Source organism: Nocardioides sp. JCM 18998, assembly GCF_055391535.1.
On the sequence record NZ_AP043886.1, the window covers coordinates 726,905 to 745,612 of the forward strand.

Sequence of the window (18,708 nt, forward strand, 5' to 3'; positions counted from 1 at the left end):
GCTAGCCGACCGGGTCGTCGCGACCACTCACCGCGCAAGAAGTGACCACTCGACCCGCCACAGGTGACGACTCAACCGAAGCTCGGTCGGCGCTTCGCGAGGAAGGCCTCGACCCCCTCGGCGAAGTCGGGGCCGTTGTAGACCTCGGTGAGCAGGTCGTACTCCCCCGCCGGGAGCGGCTCCATGGCGGCGGCCCGGAGGCCGAGCTGCAGCTTGGTGGTCCGGATCGTGACGCGCGACAACGGCAGGATCTGCGCGACCAGCTCGGCCAGGGTGTCGTCGAGCTGTTCGGTGACGGCGGTCAGCGCGCCCACGCCGTACGCCCGCTCGGCCGACTGCAGCCGCGCGGTCAGCAGCATCTCGCGGGTGACCGCCTCCCCGAAGACGGCGGCGCAGCGGAACAGCACGGGCGAGGAGAGCGCGTTGCCGAGCGTCTTGGCGATCGGGTAGCCGAAGCGCGAGTGCGGCGTCGCGATCCGGATGTCGCAATGCGTGGCGATGGCCAGGCCACCGCCGACGCAGGCGCCGTCGATCGCGGCGATCGTCACCTGCGGCAGCGCGAAGAGCGCATCGAACATGGAGCGGATCTCGGCCTCGTACGGCACCTGGTCCTGGGCGAGGAAGTCCTCGATGTCGTTGCCGGCCGCGAACGCCTTGCCGCCGGTGCCGCGCAGCACCACCACCTTCACGTCCTCGTCGGTGGCGACGTCGAGGAAGAGCTCGCGCAGCTCGAGGTACATCTCGCGGGTGAAGGCGTTGAACCTCTCCGGACGGTTGAAGGTCACGGAGACGACAGCGTCGCGTCGCTCGATCAGCAGGTCGTCGCTCACGCCCGGGAGACTAGCCAACGCGCGAGCAGCGTCCCGTCCTTCTCCACCAGGGAAGACAGCGTGAGCGGTACGTCCAGTCCGCGGTTGCCGATTCCCTTGGCGTCGACGATCCGCTTGCCGGCTCCCCCGACGAGGTGCGGGGTGGTCGTGAGGCAGAGCTCGTCGACCAGGCCCGCGTCCAGCAGCCCGGCGAGGAGCGTCGGGCCGCCCTCGCACAGGATCCGGCGGTGCCCCTCCGCATGGATCCCGTCGATGAGGTCCGGCAGCGGCCCCGACGCCAGCCGTACGTTGTCGGCGCCCTCCAGCAGCACCGGCAGGTCGTGCCCGACGACCACCATCGCGGTCCGGGAGGGCTTGTACTCCTCGGCACGGGCCGTGCCGGCACCGACCAGGATCACGTCGGCCGTGTCGCGCAGCGCGTGGAAGACCTCGACGTCCACGTCGTTGTTGATCGTGCCGCTGCGGCCGTCGCTGCCCTGGGCCGAGCCATCCACGCTGGTGACGAAGTTGACCCGCAGCCAGGGCCCCTCGGGCCAGTCCCAGGTGCCGTCGCCGAAGAGCGTCCTCATGCCGCGAGCCTAGGCGCTAGCGTCCAGGGTGCTGCGCCAGGTAGCGACGGGCGGCATGCACCAGTGCGGTGGCGTAGCGGTCCTGGCCCCGTGCCGAGGTCATCCGGACCGCATCACTCCGATCGCGCATGTTGCCGCACTCGACCATCACCGTCGCCATCTGCGAGAGGTTCAGGGTGCCGAGGTCGGAACGCTCATCGAGCCCGTCGCCGCCGGCGATGTACGTGGCGCGTGGGAAGCCCGCCGCCTGCATCGCGGTGCGGGTGTCCAGGGCGAGGGCGCGCGAGACGCGGTAGGTGTCGGCGGTGATCCCCCGGCGCGGTGCGTAGATCACATGGAAGCCGTGCGCTCCGGGGGCGTAGCTGCCGTCGCCGTGGATGCTGATCTTGAGGTCGGCATGTGCCGTGTTGCCGCGTCGGCCGCGGGTGTCCACGCACGGCCCCCACGCGGCCTCGCTGTTCGTGTCGCGGGTCATGACCACCCGTGCGCCGAGGTCCGCCAGGCGGCGCTCCATCCGACGGGCCACGCGCCAGGTGAAGGTCGACTCGGGGAAGCCGGCATCGGTCGCCGTCCCGGTGGTGTTGCACGGCTTGCGTCCGGTGCCGATCCACACGCTCCGGTCGATCCGGGCCAGGTGACGGCCGTTGCCCAGCTGGTGCCCGGGATCGATCACCACGGTCCGGCCGGCCAGCGGCTCGGCGCCGTCCGGCGACGCTGTCCGAGCGTGCGCGGGCGCACCCTCCAACGCGCCCGACAGGGCGAGCACGAAGGCGAGGAGCGCGTACGGCACGCGTTCCACCCTAACCGCGCTTCACCGCGCTCCCCTATGCTCCACGTCATGAGTTGGTTGGTCACCGGAGGCGCTGGATACATCGGCTCGCACGTCGTCGCGGCACTGCACGAGGCACAGATGGACCCGGTCGTCATCGACGACCTCTCCTCGGGCTTCGAACGCTTCGTGCCGTCCGACGTGCCGTTCATCCGGGCCACCCTGCTCGATCGCGCCGCCGTCGAGGCGGCGCTGCGGGAGCACGACGTCACCGGCGTCATCCACCTCGCGGGCTTCAAGTACGCCGGCGTCAGCGTCCAGCGCCCCCTGCACACCTACGCGCAGAACGTCCAGGGCACCGCCACCCTGCTCGAGGCGATGCTCGAGGCAGAGGTGGACAACCTGGTGTTCTCGAGCAGCGCCGCCACGTTCGGCACCCCCGACGTCGACCTGGTCACCGAGGAGACGCCGACCAACCCCGAGAGCCCGTACGGCGAGAGCAAGCTGGTCGGCGAGTGGCTGATCGCCGACGTCGCCCGCGCGCACGGCCTGCGACACACCAGCCTGCGCTACTTCAACGTGGTCGGCTCCGGCACGCCGTCGCTGTACGACACCAGCCCGCACAACCTCTTCCCCCTGGTCTTCGAGGCGCTCGCCAACGGCCGCACCCCGCGGATCAACGGCGACGACTACGACACCCCCGACGGCACCTGCGTGCGCGACTACGTCCACGTCGCCGACCTGGCCCTGTCCCACGTCGCCGCGGCCCGCAAGCTCGCCGCCGGCGAGACCCTCGAGCCGGTCTACAACCTCGGCTCGGGCGACGGCGTCAGCGTGCGCCAGATCATGGACACCATCCGCGAGGTCACCGGCATCGACTTCACCCCCGAGATCCACGCCCGGCGCCCGGGCGACCCGGCCCGGATCGTGGCCACCGGCGAGCTCGCCGCCCGCGACCTGGACTGGAGCATGCGACACGACCTGCGCGCCATGGTCGCCTCCGCATGGGAGGCTCGACAGGCGGCCGGCGACGACTACCCTGGCCGCTGAGTGAAGGTCGCCTCGAGGAGGGTCGCTGCACGTGATCGGTGAGTCGGAGACCCGCCCCTGGGGCAGCTGGAAGGTGCTCGACGAGGGCGAGGGCTACAAGGTCAAGCAGATCGAGGTGCTGCCGCACTCACGGCTGTCGTACCAGACCCACGCCCACCGCGCCGAGCACTGGGTCGTGGTCAGCGGCACCGCCTCCTCGGTCATCGACGGCGAGACGATCGTCACCGGTCCGGGCGAGTGCGTCGACGTCGCGATCGGCGTCCCGCACCGCATCGTCAACGCGACCGACGAACCGCTCATCGTCATCGAGGTCCAGCGCGGCGCCTACACCGGCGAGGACGACATCGTCCGCCTCGAGGACGACTTCGGACGTACGGTCTAGGGACCGTCGAGCGTCAGCGGCGGCGCGTCAGCGAGTTGAGCGCGGGCCGCACGTCGGCGAGGAAGACCAGCGCCGCGATCAGCATCGCGAGCTGGATGATCATCCCGCCGACCGGGACGAACTGCAGCACCACGGCGAGGCCGAGGACGATCGTCCAGGCCTGCTTGCTCCACTTGTTCGCGGCGCGGTAGGCCTCGGCGGAGAACAACAGGCTGCTCACGAACGCGAAGATCGTGACGGCCAGGATCGCCAGGTTGACCACCAGCATGATGGTGTTCTGCACCGCGAAGACTCCGCCCATGGCACCTAGCGTAACCGCCGCGTACGCCACGGCGTACGCGAAGGCCCCGCGAGCGGTGAGCGCTCGCGGGGCCTTCGGTGGTGATGCTCGGTGTCAGCCCACCCGGTCAGGCCTGCTTGGGCGCGGGCGCCTTCTTGGCCGCCGGGGCCTTCTTCGCGGGAGCCTTCTTGGCGGGGGCCTTCTTCGCCGCGGGCGCGGTGGCGGGCTTGGTCGCCGGGGCCTTCTTGGCCGTGGTCTTGGTGGCCGGCGCCTTCTTGGCGGCCGTCGGCTTGGCCGCAGCGGCAGCGGGCTTGGCGGCCGCGGGCGCGGCCTTCTGGCCACGCAGCTTCGCGACGACGGTCTTGGCGTCGAGCGAGGTCACCATCGACCGCACCTCGGCGACGCTGGGCAGCTCGACCTTGGGCAGCTCGATCTTCTTGAGGTCGATCTTGCGGAGGTTCGCGAACTTCGGCAGCTCCACCTTCGGGAGGTCGACCTTGGGCAGCTCCACCTTGGGGAGCTGGGGCAGCTTCGGGAGCTCCACCCTGGGCAGCTCGACCTTCTTGAGGTCGGCCAGCTTCGGCAGCTCCACCTTCGGGATCTCGATCTTCGGCAGCTCGAGCTTCGGCATCAGACTTCTCCTTGGGTCTCCGCGTCGTCGGCGACGCGATTGTTGAGGGCGAGGAACGACGCGTAGACATCGAGCAGAGATCGCTTCTGTCGTTCCGTCAAACGGGTGTCTGCCATCACCGCCAGCTCGACCGAGCCGCTCCGGTCCTCACCGGGATCGAGGATCCCGGCCCGGAGGTAGACCTGCTCGGCGGAGATCCGCAACGCCTTGGCGATCTGCTGCAGGACCTCTGCGGAGGGCTTGCGCAGGCCGCGCTCGATCTGGCTCAGGTACGGATTGGAGACACCGGCCTGGTCGGCGAGCTGGCGTAGCGACAGCTGCGCGTTGATGCGCTGCTCGTGGAGGTACTCCCCCAACGACGCAACGGAGTTGCCGACCCGGCTCTTGACCATGGGCACCACAATGCTTGCAATTGCTAGCAAGCTGCAAGCATTGCTAGCAGGGATCTGCGTCACACGGGTAAAGAGCCCCGATCAGGCCGCCGCCCCGATCGTCGCGCGCAGCTCGCCGACGACGACTCCGCCGCCGTGGACCGGCTGGCGGCCGGTCGCCGCGACCTCGTCGGAGTCGACGCCGAGCCGGGCCAGGGCGGCAGCCATCACCACGGCGCGGGCGCGGTCGCCGCCGTCGTCGATCTTGAGTGCGACCGTACGGCCGTCGGGCAGCGCGACCGCGTAGACCGCCTCGGCGCCGAACTTCCCGATCGCTCCGGGGACCGCCCGCAGCAGGCGGAACTCGTCGCGGGTGGTGCCCGAGACCAGCTCGGGATGGCGACGGATCGCCTCGGCGACCCGCCACGCGTCGCCATCGGTCGCCAGGGCGAGCACCTGGTAGCCGCGGGCCAGGCCGACCAGCGAGGCGGAGAGCACCGGCGCACCGCAGCCGTCGACGGCGACCTGGGCCGGCTCGCCGGTGAGCGCCTCGAAGCGGCGCTGGATGCCGAGCTGGAGCGGGTGGTCGGTCTCGAAGTAGCCGGAGAGCTGCCAGTCGCGCGCGACGCAGGTGGCGACCATGGCGGCGTGCTTGCCGGAGCAGCATTGGGCGAGCTTGGTCGGCTCGCCACCGGCCCGGATCCAGGCCTCCTTGACCTCGGGGTCGAGCGGATAGTCGGGCACGTTGCCCAGTGCCATCTCGGCGAGGCCGGCCTCGGAGAGGATCCGGCGTACGCCGTCGAGGTGGATCTGCTCCCCGCTGTGCGAGGAGCAGGCCAGTGCCAGCAGCTCGGGCGGCAGGTCGAGACCGAGCCCGAGCATCGCGAGCGCCTGGAGCGGCTTGTTCGCCGAGCGTGGCAGCATCGGAGCCGTCACGTCGCCGAGCGACCACTCCACCGATCCGTCGGCGGCCAGGGCGACCACCGAGCCGTGGTGGCGGCCCTCCACGAAGCCGGAGCGGACGATCTCGACGAGCGGCACAGACATGTCGAGAAGCGTACTTAGGCCGCCGTGCGGGTGGGGAGCAGCAGGGCCAGTCCGGCCGCCGCCAGGCCGAACCCGGTGGCCCACCAGAACGCCCGATCGAAGCCTGCGGCCAGGCCTGCGCCGGCGGCGGCGTGCTGGAGGATGACCGCGAGCAGCGCTACCCCGAACGAGCCGCCGAGCTGCTGGGCCACCCGGGTGATGATGCTGGCGTCCGGCACCTCGGCCCGGTCGAGGCCGACGTAGGCGGCGGACATCATCGGCACCATCAGCGCGCCCATGCCGATTCCGCGCACGAACAGCGCGGTGCCCAACAGCCAGTAGCTGGTGAGTGCATCGGCCGTGCCGAACGGCGCGGTGGCCGCGGCCACCACCAGGAACCCGCCGACCGCGACCCAGCGCGGCCCGATCTGGTCGGTCAGTCGACCGCCGAGCGGGCGCGAGAGCAACGCGCCGACGCCCTGCGGGACGAGCAGCAGGCCGGCGCCGAGCGCGTCCGCACCGCGCATCTGCTGGTAGTAGAGCGGGAGCAGGAGCATCGCGCCGTACAGCACCGCCCCGGTCAGGAACATCAACAGGGACGCCGCGGTGAGCGGCCGGTGGGCGAAGAGGCGGATGTCGACGAGTGCCCTGCCTCCTCGCCGTACGGCCCATCCGACGAACCCGGCGAGCAGGACCGCGCCGAGGAGGAGCGGCACCAGGACCGACGGCTGACCGAAGCCGCCGTCGGCGACGTTCGACAGGCCGTAGATGAGTCCGACGACGGCAGGGGCCACCAACAGGAGGCCGACCCAGTCGAGCCGGACCCGGGCGAGCGGGCCATCCGGCTCGAGGGTCCGGTAGGCGGCGACCAGTCCCGCGAGGCACAGCGGCACGTTGACGAGGAAGAGCCAGCGCCAGTCCAGCCAGTGCAGGATCACCCCGCCGAGGACCGGCCCGATGATGGGGCCGAGCGCGACGGGCAGGCTGACGGTCGCCATCAGCCTGCCGACGTTCTGGCCGTGGGCGGCCTGCATGATCAGGGTGATCATCAGCGGCATCATCACGCCGCCGCCGAGACCCTGGACGACCCGGAAGGCGATCAGGCTCGGGGCGTTCCAGGCGCAGGCGCAGAGCACCGAGCCGACCAGGAAGAGGGTCAGCGCCGCGAGCCAGAGTCGCTTGCCGCCGAGCCGCTGCTGGGCCCAGCCGGCGATCGGGATGGCGACGAACATCGCCAGCAGGTAGCCGGTGCTCACCCACTGGATGGTGTCCACGCCGGCACCGAGCTCCGAGCCCAGCTGGTGCAGCGCGACGCTCACGATCGTCGTGTCGAACACGACGGCGATCGCGCCGACGATGATCGCCATCGCCGTGCGCGTGACCTTCGGGTCGAGCCCTGCCGGTGCCTTCTCGGCGACGGTGCTCATCGCGGCTCCTCAAGAAACGGTCTGGTTTCTTATGACTCTACGAGCCCGAGATAAGATACGCAAATGGATCTTCATGAGCCGCCGCGTCGACGTCGCGGGGCCGAGTTGGAGGCCGCGATCCTCGATGCCGCCTGGGATCAGCTCCGCGAGCAGGGCTACTCCTCCTTCACCATCGACGCCGTCGCCCAGCGGGCCGGGACGAGCAAGCCGGTGGTCTACCGGCGCTGGGCCGACAAGCACGAGCTGGTCCGCGCCACGATCCAGCGGCTCTCCGACCGCACCGAGCGGCCGGCTGCCGACACCGGCAGCCTGCGGGAGGACGTGCTGGAGGTGGCCCGGTTCTTCAATCGCGAGCGGATGCCGCTGGTCACGCTCATCGCCGTCCACCTGGGCGCCTACTTCCAGGAGTCCGGCACCAGTCCTGCCGACCTGCGCGAGGTGATGATCGCCCGCGGCGTGACGACCTGGGACGCGATCATCGACCGGGCCGTCGCACGCGGCGAGATCGACCCCGACCGTCTCACCCGCCGGATCCGGGACCTGCCCTTCGCCCTCTTCCGCCACGAGCTCCTGATGACACTGCAGCCGGTGCCGCTGAGCGTGGTGGAGGAGATCGTCGACACGATCTTCCTGCCACTGGTCGCACCCCGCGCCGCCCACGACGTCGTCTGAGCGCGACCTGCCCACGGCGGACGTCCCGACGAGGATGGGAGGATGGCGGGCGTGCCGACGCCTCAGATCCACCCCACCACCCGCGAGCTCGACGACCTGGAGCTGATCCTCGGCGGCGCCCTGCCCGGCCCGTACCCGATCACGCTGCCCGACGGCGCCGAGGTCGAGATCGTCGACGCCGAGGGGCTGCCCCTCGCCCGGGTCACGGCCGACGGCACGGTGACCCAGCTCGCCCGTCCGGCGTACGGGCCGTTCCGGCGGCTCTACCTCACGCCCGCCGAGGCACGCGAGACGTACCCGGACGGCGACTTCGTGGTCGCCTTCGTCGGCGGCGTCGGCGACCGGCCCGCCGTCCTGCGCGCGGCGCTCGCCGCGCACCCCGGCGTCGTGGCCGTGCCGCTCGCGGCCGACGACGCGCGTCGCGACCAGGTGCTCGCCGCGTACGGACGCCCCCGGGTCGCCGAGGTGGTCGCGCCGGCGCTCGAGCGCAGGGAGCAGGGCCTGGTCCTCTTCTTCACCGGCCTCTCCGGCTCCGGCAAGTCCACCCTGGCGCGCGCGCTGATGGACAAGCTGCTCGAGACCGGCGAGCGCACCGTCACCTCCCTCGACGGCGACGTGGTGCGCCGCAACCTGTCGGCCGGCCTGACCTTCTCCAAGGCGGACCGCGAGACCAACATCCGCCGGATCGGCTGGGTCGCCGCGGAGATCTCGCGACACGGCGGCGTCGCGGTGTGCAGCCCGATCGCGCCGTTCGACGCCACCCGCCAGGACGTGCGCGGCTACGTCGCGGAGGCCGGCGGTGCGTTTTTCCTGATCCACGTCGCCACCCCGCTCGAGGAGTGCGAGCGACGCGACCGCAAGGGCCTCTACGCCAAGGCCCGTGCCGGCGAGATCCCGGAGTTCACCGGCATCTCCTCGCCGTACGAGGAGCCGCAGGACGCGGACGTACGGGTCGACACGACCGGGCGCACGATCGAGGCCGCGCTCGACGACGTGCTGCTTGCGCTGCGCGCCGCGGGCTACCTGGACCTGACCGGCGACGCGTCGGCGACCTCATCATCCTGATCGAAGTCGGTTAGTCTCTGGACCCAACCAATTGAATCGACAAACGAGAGAAGTCGTAGGGTGCACGATCTCCTCACCACGTCGGCGCTCGAGGTGCTGCTCGTCAGCTTCGGCATCGGCATCGTCGTCGGCCTGACCGGCATGGGCGGCGGAGCCTTGATGACGCCTGCCCTCATCCTGCTCGGCATCAACCCGACCACTGCCGTCGCCAACGACCTCGTCGCGGCCTCGGTCAACAAGTCCGTCGGCGCGGCCGTGCACTGGCGGCACGGCTCACCGAACCTCCGGCTCGCCGGCTACCTGATCATGGGCTCGGTGCCGTTCGCGTTCCTCGGCACGTTCGTCACGCGCTGGGTGGGCGACCAGGAGGCGTTCCTCAAGACCGCCCTCGGGTACGCACTGCTCTTCGCCGCCACCACCTACACCCTGCGGATGTACCTCCAGCTGCGCCTGGTCACCAGCGGCAACGCCGCCCCGGAGGCCGAGCCCAAGCTGCGCCCGCTGCTGACCGTCGGGATCGGCGCGATCGGCGGCCTGCTGGTCGGCATCACCTCGGTCGGATCCGGCTCGGTGATCATGATCGCGCTGCTGCTGCTCTACCCCACCCTGTCGGCGGTGAAGCTGGTCGGCACCGACCTGGTCCAGGCCGTCCCGCTGGTCTTCTCCGCAGCCGTCGGGCAGGTGCTCAACCACGGCGTCGAGTGGGCCGTCCTCATCCCCCTCATCATCGGTGGCTCCCCCGGCACGCTGGTCGGCTCGCGGATGGCGCGCTGGGTCTCCCAGTCGGTGATCCGGCGCGGCATCGTCATCGTGCTCACCATGTCGGGCGCGAAGATGCTCGGCGCCGGAGCCGACGCGCTGCTGATCATCGCCGGGGCGATGCTGCTGCTCGGTCCGCTGGCCTGGGGCTTCATCCGCCAGACCCGCGGCATCCCGGCGTTCGACAACAACTCCGGCGCGTGGCGGCACGAGCGCCCCGCGGCCAAGGAGCCGGCCGAGAGCTGACCCGGTCGGCCGGGCGGCGCTAGGGCGCGAGGACGTACGCGTCGACGGTGACCTTCTTCGCCGACGACGTCGTCAGGGTGACCGTGCCGGTCCGGGGCAGGGTCAGCGCCCGGGTGCCGGTGCCGGTGAGCGTGCCGACCCGGCGGCCGTTCACCGCAACGATCAGCGGTCCGCGCCCGCTGCGGACGACGCCGAGCCGGCTGCCGGCGACGGCCGGCCCGAGGCGCAGCACCGCGCCCTTGCGGGTCGCGACGCTGACCGTCCTGTCGTACGCGCCGCGTTGGTGGAGGCGCTTCCAGCCCTTCGCCTTGGCCGCTCGATCATCCAGGAGCCGGGTGCTGCAGGCCGGGGTCGTCCAGGCGGAGCGGTTGCCCGACCGGTCGACGGCGCGGACCTCGACGCAGACCTGTTCGCCGGGTTTGAGGGGCTGGCTCGTACGGCCCTCAGCGGCCGCGGGCATCGTCGAGGTGCCGCTCCAGGCAGCCGGCCGGTGTCCGGCAGCGGTGCGCCGAGTGCGCAGCTCGTAGGCGGCGACCCCGGAGTCGGCGTCGACTCCTGACCAGGTGAAGGTCGCCCTCGAGGCGGGCATCAGCCACCGTGCACTGCTCATCGTCACGATCGGCGCCGTCACGTCGGCGCCCGAGGAGATCGGCGGCAGGCTCCACGCGGCGTCGTCGACGGCGGTCTCGTCGATGGTGAGGGACGTGTTGCCGTAGGTGCGGCCCACGCCCAGGAGGTACTGGTTCGCGACCGTCCAGCCGCTCGTCGACAGGTTCGCCACCGAGGTCGAGGCGCGCCGGTTGTCGGTCGCCGCCCAGATCACGTCGGGCAGGACGTACGTCGGGTCGGCCGCGTGCGCGGCCGTCAGGTCCGCGGCCACCGAGCTGGGGCTGCCGTAGACGCCGGCGTGGAGCGAGTGGCGGTGCAGCTCGTTGGTCCAGCCGGCCAGGTAGGCGCGCACCGCGGTACTGCATCCGGACCGGTATGCCTCGATGTCCGCGACCACCGGGACGGCCGGGTCGATGCCGAGCGCCTCGACCTGCGCAGCCGCGCTGTCGGCCGCGTCCGTGCCCTGGACCTGGGCGGTGGCCGGGTCGGTCGCCATGCCGTGGAAGGCGCCCGCACTGTACTGGCACGACGACGGCGCCTGCAGCCCCAGGTGGATCGGCACCACGTGCCAGGGCGTGGGGCCGCTCTGCACCGAGCTCACCCAGGCGGCCTTGAGCTCGGACTGGACCTTGTCATGCCGGTCGTCGACCGCGGCGTCGGGCCGGATGTAGACCCCGATCGCCTTGTATGGGGCACCGTCGCTCTTCCAGATGTCGATCGTCGCCAACGCCGGGGCCGAAGCGGTGTCGAGCATCAGCCCGGTGCCGGTGGCCGGTGTCGGCGCTGTCGCCGTGTGCATGATCGGGACACTCGCGGTGGCGGTGTGGCCGTCGGAGTCGGAGAAGCTGAACGTGTAGGTGCCGTAGGGGTCGCCGTAGGTCCAGATCCAGTTCCAGCCGGAGAAGGAGCCGTTGGCGTCCGTCGCGTGGGTCCTGGTGTAGCTCGGGGCGTACGGGGAGCCGTTGACGCTCACCGCGACGGTGACGGTGCTGCTCGGCTTGAAGCCGGAGCCGGACCGCACGTAGGTCGCCATCTCGTCGGTGACCGTGCTGGTGGCGGTCACCGACGCCGTCGCCGGGGTCTCGTTCGCCGCGTGGGCGGCGGTCGGCGCGAGGACACCGGCCAACGCCAGCGTGAGCGCGACAGCACCGATCCAGGTCCGAGACACCTTGCGAGGGTAACTCGGAAGGTGAGCACCGACCGGCGCTTCTGCCGGTTTCACAGGTTCGGCGCCGGCCGCGCGCCCGCCCGAGCTCAGGCGATGGCGGCGACGGCGTCGATCGCCACCTTCTTGCGCGAGACGGTGCGCAGGTGCAGGAGGCCGTGGCGCTGGTTCGGCAGGCTCACCCAGACCAAGCCGGTGCCCGACGCGGTGCCGACCACCCGGTGACCGATCCGGACCTGCACGGAGCCGGTGCCGCGCAGCACGACGCCGATGGCGCGGGCGTCGATCGGGCCGGAGCTGGTGAGCTCGCGGCCGGGCTGGCGGGCGACGGCGACCGAGTGCCCGTACGCGGCGTTGATCTTGGGGCGCTTCCAGCCCTTGCTCGACCGCAGCGCCTTGTCGTCCAGATAGCGGCTGGTGCAGCTCTGGCCCGACCAGCGGCTGGTGTTGCCGGCGTGGTCGGTCGCCCGGACCTGCACGCACCACTCCTGCCCGCCCCCGAGCGCGATCCGGCGCCGCGGCGTGGAGGTCGTGACGGCCTTGCCCCACGCACCCATCCGGTGACCGAAGGCGGCGTGCCGGGTGCGGACCTGGTACCGGGCAACGCCGCTGCCACCGGTGTCGGAGGCGGACCAGGCGATGTTGACGGCCCGCCGGGACACGCCTGCGGCGACCGGCGTCATCGCGACCGCCGGGGCCGTGGTGTCCCACACGTAGTCGTCGACGGCGCTCTCGTCGACGTTGAGCGAGATCCCGGCGTACTTCCGGGTGACGCCCAGGTTGAACTGGTTGAGCCGCTTGTCGTTCCAGGTGCCGTCGGTCAGCGGCGGCAGCGACGCGGTCTGCGCCTGCCCGCTGGCGGTGGCGACCCAGACCGCGTCCGGGCCGAGGAAGCCGTGGCCGGGCAGCGAGGCCACGTCGGTGATCGTGCTGTTGCGCGAGCCGTAGATCGCCGACATCCGGCCCAGCGCGTGCAGCTGCCGGGTCCAGCCGTCGTAGAAGGCGCGCAGGGCCGGGGTGGCGCAGCCTGCGGTGTAGGCCTCCATGTCGTAGACGATCGGGGCGCCCGCGCTCAGGCCGAGCGAGCTCGCCGAGGCGGCGGCGTCGACGGCAGCCGTACGGCCCTGGGCAGCGGCCGTGGTCGGGTTCGCGCTGACGTAGTGGAAGGAGCGGCTGGTGCACTTGTCCGGCGCCTGCCGGCCGACGTAGATCGGCAGCACCTGCCAGCCGCCGGCGCGCACGGCGGCCACCCACGACGCGGTCAGGTTGGCCTGGACCTTGTCGTAGCGGTCGTCGACACTGCTGGCGACCGGGATGTAGACGCCGATGGCGGAGTAGGGGGAAGCCGCCTGCCAGGCCCGGACGGTCGCCAACGAGGGAGCCGAGGCGGTGTCCATCATGAGGTGCGAGCCCGGCGCGGGTGTGGGCGGGCCGGCGGCGTAGGAGGGCTGGGCGAGGGTCGCGCCGGCGAGGCCGATCAGGCATGCGGCGGCAGCGGCGATGGTGGGGCGCATGGGGAGGACGGGTCCTTCCGGGTTCCGAGACGTGGTCCCACGGTGCCTCATCCACCTGTCCAACGCACCATCGGCACGCTGGGTCTCCGCTGTGGATCAGAGCTGGACGCCGACCGTCACCGGCTCGTTCACCAGCTCGATCGCGAACCGCTTGCGGACGCCGTCGCGGATCTCGCGGGCGAGTGCGAGCAGGTCCTCGGTGGTCGCCGCGCCCCGGTTGGTGAGCGCCAGGGTGTGCTTCGTGGAGAGGGTGACCGGCCCGGATCCCGGGTAGCCCTTGCCGTAGCCGGCCTGCTCGATCAGCCAGGCGGCCGAGGTCTTCACGGTGCCGTCGGCCTGCGGATAGGCGGGCGCCCCGTCGGGAACCTCGTCCGCGGCGACGACCGGGTTGGTGAAGAAGGATCCGGCGCTCCAGGTGTCGTGGTCGGCGGCGTCGAGGACCATGCCCTTGCCGCGGCGCAGGCCGAGCACGGTCGTACGGACGTCGCTCAGCGGGGCACGCTGCCCGACCTCGACGCCGAGCGTACGAGCGAGCTCGGCGTAGCCGATCGGCTCGCCGAGGGTGCCCTGCCGCAGCTGGAAGGTGACGCTGAGGACGACGTGGCGGCTCGGGTCGGCCTTGAAGCGGGAGTGCCGGTAGGCGAAGTGGCAGTCGGCCGCGGCGAAGGTGCGGATGCCGCGCAGGGTGCGGTCCCAGACGCGTACCTGGGCGATGGTCTGGCCGACCTCCTGGCCGTACGCCCCGACGTTCTGGATCGGCGTGGCGCCGACCGAGCCCGGGATCCCGGAGAGCGCCTCGACGCCGATCCAGCCGCGTCGAACGGCATGGGCGACGAAGTCGTCCCAGCTCTCCCCCGCCGCGACGGTGACGATCGCGCCACCACAGGTCGGGTCGTCCGGCTCGCCGATCACGCAGGACGCACCGGACGCGTCGTCGACGTCGGCGGCGATGCCGCGGGTGGCGACCTCGACGACGGTCCCCTCGAAGCCGGCGTCGGCGATGACGAGGTTGCTGCCGCCGCCGAGGACGAGCACCTGCTCCCCGGCCGAGTCGGCGGCCGACACCGCCTCGATCAGCTCGGACTCCGTGGTCGCCACGACCCACGCCCGGGCCGGGCCGCCGAGTCGCAGCGTCGTGTGCTCGCTGAGCCGTTCAGCCACGGCTCGGCTGAATCCGCACGGTCGCCTTCGGCATTCCGAGCACCTTGGTCCCGCCGCAGCGGACCTCCATCGCGATCGTCATGAGTCCATCATCGCGGGTCACCTTGGTGGCGGCGATCTCGACCACCACACCGGCGTCGTCATCGGGTACGACGACGGGCGCGGTGAACTTCGCGCCCAGCTCGACCACCTCGGCGTCGCCGGTCCAGGCGGCCAGCGCCGAGCCGACCAGGCCGAGGGTGAGCATGCCGTGCGCGATCACGCCGGGCAGGCCGACGGCGCCGGCCACCCGGTCGGACCAGTGGATGGGGTTGAAGTCGCCCGAGGCACCCGCGTACCGGACGAGGTCGGCCCGGGTGAGGGTGAAGCGCTGCGGCTCGAACGTGTCTGCGTGGTCCTGGACGGTGCTCATGCCTGGCCTCCCGAGTGGACGAGCGTGGCCTTGGCCTCGCAGACGAGCGCGCCGGAGGCGTCGGTGATCGTGGAGACGGTGCCGATCACGTCGGCGCCGCCCAGGGAGCGCAGGCTCGCGACCCGGAGGGTGGCGGTGAGCTCATCACCGGCCACGATCGGGCGCTGATAGGCGAAGCGCTGCTCGCCGTGCACGATCCGCTCCAGCGAGGCGCCGACGTCGGCCAGGAAGGCGAGCATCGCGTCGTTGAGCAGCAGGATCGGGAAGGTCGGCGGCACACCGGCGCCGCGCCACTGGGTGGCGGTGGCGAACTCGGCGATCTTGGCCGCGCTGACGACGAAGGGCCCGACCGGGGCGAACGCCCGGTCGACGATGGCGGGATCCATGTCGGCGACGCTAGCGGTTACCGACCGGTCCCAGAAATGTCGTGGCCCGCAGGTGTCGCGGGGCTCGCACCTCGATCACAGCCGGAAAAATGCGCGACGACCCCGACCGTTGCCGGCCGGGGTCGTGCGGTGAATCACGGGAGGAGCCCTGCGGCTCCTCGACTCACGAGGATCAGCGGGTCTCGCGGTGCGGGTTGTGCTTGCGGCAACGCGGGCAGAACTTCGCGAGCTCGAGCCGGTCGGGATCGTTCCGACGGTTCTTCTTCGTGATGTAGTTGCGGTCCTTGCACTCCACGCATGCGAGAGTGATCTTCGGGCGAACGTCGCTGCTCTTGCTGGCCATGAGGAGTCCTTCGGGTCGAAACTATCTGCGAGTTGCTGGTAGCGAGGGCGGGACTCGAACCCGCGACACCACGATTATGAGTCGTGTGCTCTAACCACCTGAGCTACCCCGCCAGGGCAAGGCATGAGGAATGCCCGCCGGATCGCTCCGGCGGGCTTCCCTTACCCAGAGCCCCTTTACGGAATCGAACCGTAGACCTTCTCCTTACCATGGAGACGCTCTGCCGACTGAGCTAAAGGGGCGACGCGGAGAACATTACAGATCCCGCTTCGGCACACCAAATCGGGGCGCATCGAGCGTGAATCGCGCTCATTTCACGCCTGGATGGAGGCGAATCCGAGCTCCTCCTCGAGCTCGTACGCGAGCCCCAGAAGCTGCCCCTCGTAGCCCGTCGCGGCGCCGAACATCATCCCCTGCGGCACGCCGGACGCGGTGGTCTGCAGCGGCAGGGATACGGCGGGCTGACCGGTGATGTTCTGCCACGGGGTGAAGCAGACCCACGACATCAACCGCTCCATGATGTCCTCGAAGTCCTGGGTGGGGTCGAGGTACCCGATCAGGGGCGTCTCGGCCGAGACGGTGGGCGTGAGGACCACGTCGTACGTCTGGTGGAACTCCTCGGCGAGCACCCGGGCCTGCTGCAACCGGCGGATGGCGCCAGGCAGGCGGCGGACGCTGCGGGTCGAGTAGTGCGCCAGACCGAGGGTCAGGTTGTCGAGCTTGAGCGCATCCCAGGTCGAGCCGTGGGTGGCGCCGCTGCGCACGATGAGGTTGGCCAGCAGGCTCCAGTAGACGATGAAGTCCACGCCGATGCCGTCCGGCACCGGGGGCTCGACCTCCTCGACGCGGTGCCCGAGCTCCTCGAGCTGGGCGGCGGTCTTGAGGGTGAGGTCGGCGACCTCGGGGCTCGCGGAGCGGCCGTCCGCGGCGGTGCAGACCCCGATCCGCAGCCGGCGCCGGCTCGGGCCGGCGATGTCGCCGATCGGCCGCAGGCCGTTCGCCGGCTTGATCAGCTCGGCCTCGCGCAGGAACGCCGCGGTGTCGCGGACCGTACGGGTGAGGACGCCGTCCGCGACGATGCGCAGCGGCAGGAGCCGGAAGATCGCGTCCTGGGCCACCCGGTCGCGGCTGGGCTTGAGTCCGACCAGGCCGTTGACCGAGGCGGGGATGCGGATCGAGCCGCCGCCGTCGTTGCCGTGCGCGAACGGCACAGCGCCCGCGGCCACCAGCGCTGCGGAGCCGGCCGAGGACGCACCGGCGACCCGGTCGGTGTCCCAGGGGCTGCGCACAGCGCCGAGGCGCGGGTGCTCGGCGGTTCCGGAGAAGCCGTACTCGGACAGCCGGCTCTTGCCGACCGGGACGACCCCGGTCTTGAGGAACATGTGTGCGAAGTCGCCCGTACGGCGGGCGTTGCTCGCGACGAAGGCGTCGGTGCCGCTCTGGGTCGGGAAGCCGACCAGGTCGACGTTGTCCTTGATCAGCGTCGGCACCCCGGCGAAGGCACCGGCACGGGGATGGGCGGCCACCTCGCGGGCGTGGTCGAACATCTCCAGCGCGAGGCCGTTGAGTGCCCCGTCCACCCGCTCGATGCGCGCGATCGAGGCCTCCAGCGCCTCGGGGGCACTGATCTCGCCGGACCTGATCGCCTCCGCGACGCCCACGGCGTCGAGCTGTCCGAGGGCGTCGTCGGTGAAGGCGTGCACGCGGGCCATGTCGCCACGGTACCTGCGCTCCCGACGGCTGGGGCGCGCGCGAAGCGAGCCTCGAAGCCGAGGCTCGGGCCGCTCAGTCCTCCGGCTGCCCGTCCTCCACGGTGCCGAGCCGCTGGTCGACGCTGGACGGGGCGAGGATGTGGTCGATCGCCAGGGCGGCGCAGCCGACCAGGCCGGACGAGTCGCCGTGGATGGCCGGGACGAAGCGCAGCTCGCGGGTCGCGAGTGCGGTGGAGCGGGCGTACACGCTCTCCCGTAGGCCTGCGGTGTAGAGATCGAACGCCTGGCCCATGTCACCGCCGACGACGACCACCTCCGGGTTGAGGAGGTTGATCGCGATGGCGAGCAGCTCGCCGACGTGTCGACCGGACTCGCGCAGCAGGCCGCGGGCGACGGCGTCGCCGGCGAGCGCGGCGGCGACCAGGTCGCGGACGTGGCCCGCGGGGACGCCGGAGGAGACCAGCTTGGCAGTCATCGCCCAGCCGGCCGCGATCGTCTCGAGACAGCCGTTGGAACCGCAGCGGCAGGGCAGGTCGCCGGCGGCGTCGAGACGGGTGTGCCCGATCTCGCCGGCCGCGCCGATGGCCCCGGACAGGATCTGGCCATCGGCGATGACGCCCAGGCCCAGACCGGTGGAGGCCTTGAGGACGAGGGCGTGGCGCGGCTTGGGGCCGGGGCCGAACATCTCGGAGTACGCCAGCACGTCGGCGTCGTTGGCGAGGAAGAGCGGGGCGTCGACCACGTCGGCGAAGTAGGGCGCCAGCTCGACGCCGTCCCAGCCGCCCATCACCGGGGAGTCGACGCTGACGATGCGGACCGGGTCGACCACGCCCGGCAGGCTCATGCCGATACCGAGGACCGGCACCTTCACGTCGGCGAGCATCGTCTTGAGCCGCTCGGCCAGCATCGGCATCAGCTTCTGCGCGGCGATGCCCACGCCGTGGTCCCGGGTGTCGCCGGCGAGCTCGCGGCCCTGCAGGTCGAAGATCGCGAGCTGGCTGCGGCTGCGGCCCACGGCCACGCCGAGCACGACGCCGGCGTCGTGGTTGAAGACCAGCGCGCCCGGCGGACGCCCCCCGGTCGAGGCCAGCTCCTCGCCCACCAGGAGCAGGCCCGCCTCCAGCAGCGCGGAGACGCGCGCCACCACGGCCGTACGGGAGAGGCCGGTGATGCGACGCAGGTCGGTGCGGGTGCTCGCCTGGCCGGAGCGGACCAGCTCCAGCAGCTCCCCGGCGGTTGCCATCTCGGACATGACGGGGATCATAGGGCCAGGCTTAGGTCCAAAAAAAGCCTTTGTTGTGCTTGTATCGATCCAAAATAGATGGGACT

The 18,708-nt window shown here is 71.4% G+C and carries 21 protein-coding genes and 2 tRNA genes; 5 read left to right on the forward strand and 18 right to left on the reverse strand.

Going from position 1 to position 18,708, the window contains the following annotated elements; all coding sequences use genetic code 11:
• Positions 1–71: 71 nt before the first annotated feature.
• From ACZ5L9_RS03455 to ACZ5L9_RS03465, 3 genes are read right to left on the reverse strand one after another with little or no spacing between them, the layout of a single operon-like run.
• Positions 72–830, reverse strand: a complete 759-nt coding sequence (locus ACZ5L9_RS03455) for an enoyl-CoA hydratase-related protein (protein WP_464533890.1) — start codon at positions 828–830, stop codon at positions 72–74.
• Positions 827–1,399 (reverse strand): dihydrofolate reductase family protein, encoded by a 573-nt coding sequence (locus ACZ5L9_RS03460; RefSeq protein WP_464533893.1) that lies wholly within the window; start codon positions 1,397–1,399, stop codon positions 827–829. Before ACZ5L9_RS03460 ends, ACZ5L9_RS03455 begins: the two co-directional genes overlap by 4 nt.
• A 16-nt stretch (positions 1,400–1,415) precedes the next feature.
• A complete protein-coding gene (locus tag ACZ5L9_RS03465; RefSeq protein WP_464533895.1) occupies positions 1,416–2,189 on the reverse strand; it encodes an N-acetylmuramoyl-L-alanine amidase family protein in 774 nt (257 codons plus the stop codon).
• Positions 2,190–2,237: 48 nt separating this feature from the next.
• On the opposite strand from ACZ5L9_RS03465, the gene galE reads away from it, so the two are divergent.
• Together galE and ACZ5L9_RS03475 are read left to right on the forward strand one after the other, a co-directional pair.
• Complete coding sequence (gene galE, locus ACZ5L9_RS03470) at positions 2,238–3,218, forward strand: UDP-glucose 4-epimerase GalE (protein ID WP_464533899.1); 981 nt, start codon at positions 2,238–2,240, stop codon at positions 3,216–3,218.
• Positions 3,219–3,249: 31 nt separating this feature from the next.
• On the forward strand, positions 3,250–3,600 hold the full coding sequence (locus tag ACZ5L9_RS03475) for a phosphomannose isomerase type II C-terminal cupin domain (protein WP_464533901.1): 351 nt from the start codon (positions 3,250–3,252) through the stop codon (positions 3,598–3,600).
• Positions 3,601–3,613: 13 nt separating this feature from the next.
• Here the strand turns inward: ACZ5L9_RS03475 and ACZ5L9_RS03480 are convergent, their stop codons facing one another.
• The 5 genes from ACZ5L9_RS03480 to ACZ5L9_RS03500 form a co-directional block, all read right to left on the reverse strand.
• The gene (locus ACZ5L9_RS03480; RefSeq protein ID WP_464533905.1) at positions 3,614–3,901 is read right to left on the reverse strand and encodes a DUF2516 family protein; all 288 of its coding nucleotides are present in this window, start codon (positions 3,899–3,901) and stop codon (positions 3,614–3,616) included.
• Between the two features lie 106 nt (positions 3,902–4,007).
• Positions 4,008–4,511 carry a hypothetical protein gene (locus tag ACZ5L9_RS03485; protein ID WP_464533908.1) on the reverse strand — a complete coding sequence of 168 codons (504 nt, stop codon included), beginning with the start codon at positions 4,509–4,511 and terminating at the stop codon, positions 4,008–4,010.
• Positions 4,511–4,903, reverse strand: a complete 393-nt coding sequence (locus ACZ5L9_RS03490) for a helix-turn-helix domain-containing protein (protein WP_464533912.1) — start codon at positions 4,901–4,903, stop codon at positions 4,511–4,513. The genes ACZ5L9_RS03485 and ACZ5L9_RS03490 overlap by 1 nt, the downstream gene beginning before the upstream one ends.
• 81 nt (positions 4,904–4,984) lie before the next feature.
• Positions 4,985–5,929, reverse strand: coding sequence for an asparaginase (locus tag ACZ5L9_RS03495; RefSeq protein WP_464533915.1), 945 nt, complete (start codon positions 5,927–5,929; stop codon positions 4,985–4,987).
• A gap of 14 nt (positions 5,930–5,943) precedes the next feature.
• A complete protein-coding gene (locus ACZ5L9_RS03500; RefSeq protein WP_464533919.1) occupies positions 5,944–7,335 on the reverse strand; it encodes an MDR family MFS transporter in 1,392 nt (463 codons plus the stop codon).
• Positions 7,336–7,398: 63 nt separating this feature from the next.
• On the opposite strand from ACZ5L9_RS03500, the gene ACZ5L9_RS03505 reads away from it, so the two are divergent.
• From ACZ5L9_RS03505 to ACZ5L9_RS03515, 3 genes are read left to right on the forward strand one after another with little or no spacing between them, the layout of a single operon-like run.
• On the forward strand, positions 7,399–8,007 hold the full coding sequence (locus ACZ5L9_RS03505) for a TetR/AcrR family transcriptional regulator (RefSeq protein ID WP_464533922.1): 609 nt from the start codon (positions 7,399–7,401) through the stop codon (positions 8,005–8,007).
• A 51-nt stretch (positions 8,008–8,058) separates the two neighbouring features.
• Complete coding sequence (cysC, locus tag ACZ5L9_RS03510) at positions 8,059–9,072, forward strand: adenylyl-sulfate kinase (RefSeq protein ID WP_464533926.1); 1,014 nt, start codon at positions 8,059–8,061, stop codon at positions 9,070–9,072.
• Positions 9,073–9,132: 60 nt separating this feature from the next.
• Complete coding sequence (locus ACZ5L9_RS03515) at positions 9,133–10,077, forward strand: sulfite exporter TauE/SafE family protein (protein ID WP_464533930.1); 945 nt, start codon at positions 9,133–9,135, stop codon at positions 10,075–10,077.
• A gap of 19 nt (positions 10,078–10,096) precedes the next feature.
• Here ACZ5L9_RS03515 and ACZ5L9_RS03520 read toward each other — a convergent pair whose 3' ends face one another.
• From ACZ5L9_RS03520 to ACZ5L9_RS03565, 10 genes are all read right to left on the reverse strand, one after another.
• Positions 10,097–11,854, reverse strand: a complete 1,758-nt coding sequence (locus ACZ5L9_RS03520; protein ID WP_464533934.1) for a glycoside hydrolase domain-containing protein — start codon at positions 11,852–11,854, stop codon at positions 10,097–10,099.
• Between the two features lie 86 nt (positions 11,855–11,940).
• Positions 11,941–13,365, reverse strand: a complete 1,425-nt coding sequence (locus tag ACZ5L9_RS03525; protein ID WP_464533938.1) for a glycoside hydrolase domain-containing protein — start codon at positions 13,363–13,365, stop codon at positions 11,941–11,943.
• Between the two features lie 96 nt (positions 13,366–13,461).
• Positions 13,462–14,526, reverse strand: a complete 1,065-nt coding sequence (locus tag ACZ5L9_RS03530; protein WP_464533941.1) for a UDP-N-acetylmuramate dehydrogenase — start codon at positions 14,524–14,526, stop codon at positions 13,462–13,464.
• Positions 14,519–14,938, reverse strand: a complete 420-nt coding sequence (locus tag ACZ5L9_RS03535) for a MaoC/PaaZ C-terminal domain-containing protein (RefSeq protein WP_464533945.1) — start codon at positions 14,936–14,938, stop codon at positions 14,519–14,521. The genes ACZ5L9_RS03530 and ACZ5L9_RS03535 overlap by 8 nt, the downstream gene beginning before the upstream one ends.
• Complete coding sequence (locus ACZ5L9_RS03540) at positions 14,935–15,324, reverse strand: FAS1-like dehydratase domain-containing protein (RefSeq protein ID WP_464533947.1); 390 nt, start codon at positions 15,322–15,324, stop codon at positions 14,935–14,937. Before ACZ5L9_RS03540 ends, ACZ5L9_RS03535 begins: the two co-directional genes overlap by 4 nt.
• Positions 15,325–15,496: 172 nt before the next feature.
• Complete coding sequence (gene rpmG / locus ACZ5L9_RS03545) at positions 15,497–15,667, reverse strand: 50S ribosomal protein L33 (protein WP_464533951.1); 171 nt, start codon at positions 15,665–15,667, stop codon at positions 15,497–15,499.
• 36 nt (positions 15,668–15,703) lie between these two features.
• Positions 15,704–15,780, reverse strand: a tRNA-Met gene (locus ACZ5L9_RS03550).
• A gap of 56 nt (positions 15,781–15,836) precedes the next feature.
• Positions 15,837–15,909 (reverse strand) — tRNA-Thr (locus ACZ5L9_RS03555).
• 72 nt (positions 15,910–15,981) lie between these two features.
• Positions 15,982–17,379: an amidase gene (locus ACZ5L9_RS03560; protein WP_464533955.1), complete on the reverse strand. Its 1,398-nt coding sequence runs from the start codon at positions 17,377–17,379 to the stop codon at positions 15,982–15,984.
• 73 nt (positions 17,380–17,452) lie between these two features.
• Positions 17,453–18,631 carry an ROK family protein gene (locus ACZ5L9_RS03565; protein WP_464533959.1) on the reverse strand — a complete coding sequence of 393 codons (1,179 nt, stop codon included), beginning with the start codon at positions 18,629–18,631 and terminating at the stop codon, positions 17,453–17,455.
• Positions 18,632–18,708 lie beyond the last annotated feature (77 nt).

What these genes read in the sequence shown, in the direction of transcription:
- rpmG (WP_464533951.1), bottom strand. Translation starts at nt 15,667, where the DNA reads ATGGCCAGCAAGAGCAGCGACGTTCGCCCGAAGATCACTCTCGCATGC.
- ACZ5L9_RS03500 (WP_464533919.1), bottom strand. Translation starts at nt 7,335, where the DNA reads ATGAGCACCGTCGCCGAGAAGGCACCGGCAGGGCTCGACCCGAAGGTC.
- galE (WP_464533899.1), top strand. Translation starts at nt 2,238, where the DNA reads ATGAGTTGGTTGGTCACCGGAGGCGCTGGATACATCGGCTCGCACGTC.
- ACZ5L9_RS03505 (WP_464533922.1), top strand. Translation starts at nt 7,399, where the DNA reads ATGGATCTTCATGAGCCGCCGCGTCGACGTCGCGGGGCCGAGTTGGAG.
- ACZ5L9_RS03540 (WP_464533947.1), bottom strand. Translation starts at nt 15,324, where the DNA reads ATGGATCCCGCCATCGTCGACCGGGCGTTCGCCCCGGTCGGGCCCTTC.
- ACZ5L9_RS03495 (WP_464533915.1), bottom strand. Translation starts at nt 5,929, where the DNA reads ATGTCTGTGCCGCTCGTCGAGATCGTCCGCTCCGGCTTCGTGGAGGGC.
- ACZ5L9_RS03485 (WP_464533908.1), bottom strand. Translation starts at nt 4,511, where the DNA reads ATGCCGAAGCTCGAGCTGCCGAAGATCGAGATCCCGAAGGTGGAGCTG.
- ACZ5L9_RS03460 (WP_464533893.1), bottom strand. Translation starts at nt 1,399, where the DNA reads ATGAGGACGCTCTTCGGCGACGGCACCTGGGACTGGCCCGAGGGGCCC.
- ACZ5L9_RS03480 (WP_464533905.1), bottom strand. Translation starts at nt 3,901, where the DNA reads ATGGGCGGAGTCTTCGCGGTGCAGAACACCATCATGCTGGTGGTCAAC.
- ACZ5L9_RS03565 (WP_464533959.1), bottom strand. Translation starts at nt 18,631, where the DNA reads ATGTCCGAGATGGCAACCGCCGGGGAGCTGCTGGAGCTGGTCCGCTCC.
- ACZ5L9_RS03535 (WP_464533945.1), bottom strand. Translation starts at nt 14,938, where the DNA reads ATGAGCACCGTCCAGGACCACGCAGACACGTTCGAGCCGCAGCGCTTC.
- ACZ5L9_RS03525 (WP_464533938.1), bottom strand. Translation starts at nt 13,365, where the DNA reads ATGCGCCCCACCATCGCCGCTGCCGCCGCATGCCTGATCGGCCTCGCC.
- ACZ5L9_RS03560 (WP_464533955.1), bottom strand. Translation starts at nt 17,379, where the DNA reads ATGGCCCGCGTGCACGCCTTCACCGACGACGCCCTCGGACAGCTCGAC.
- ACZ5L9_RS03490 (WP_464533912.1), bottom strand. Translation starts at nt 4,903, where the DNA reads ATGGTCAAGAGCCGGGTCGGCAACTCCGTTGCGTCGTTGGGGGAGTAC.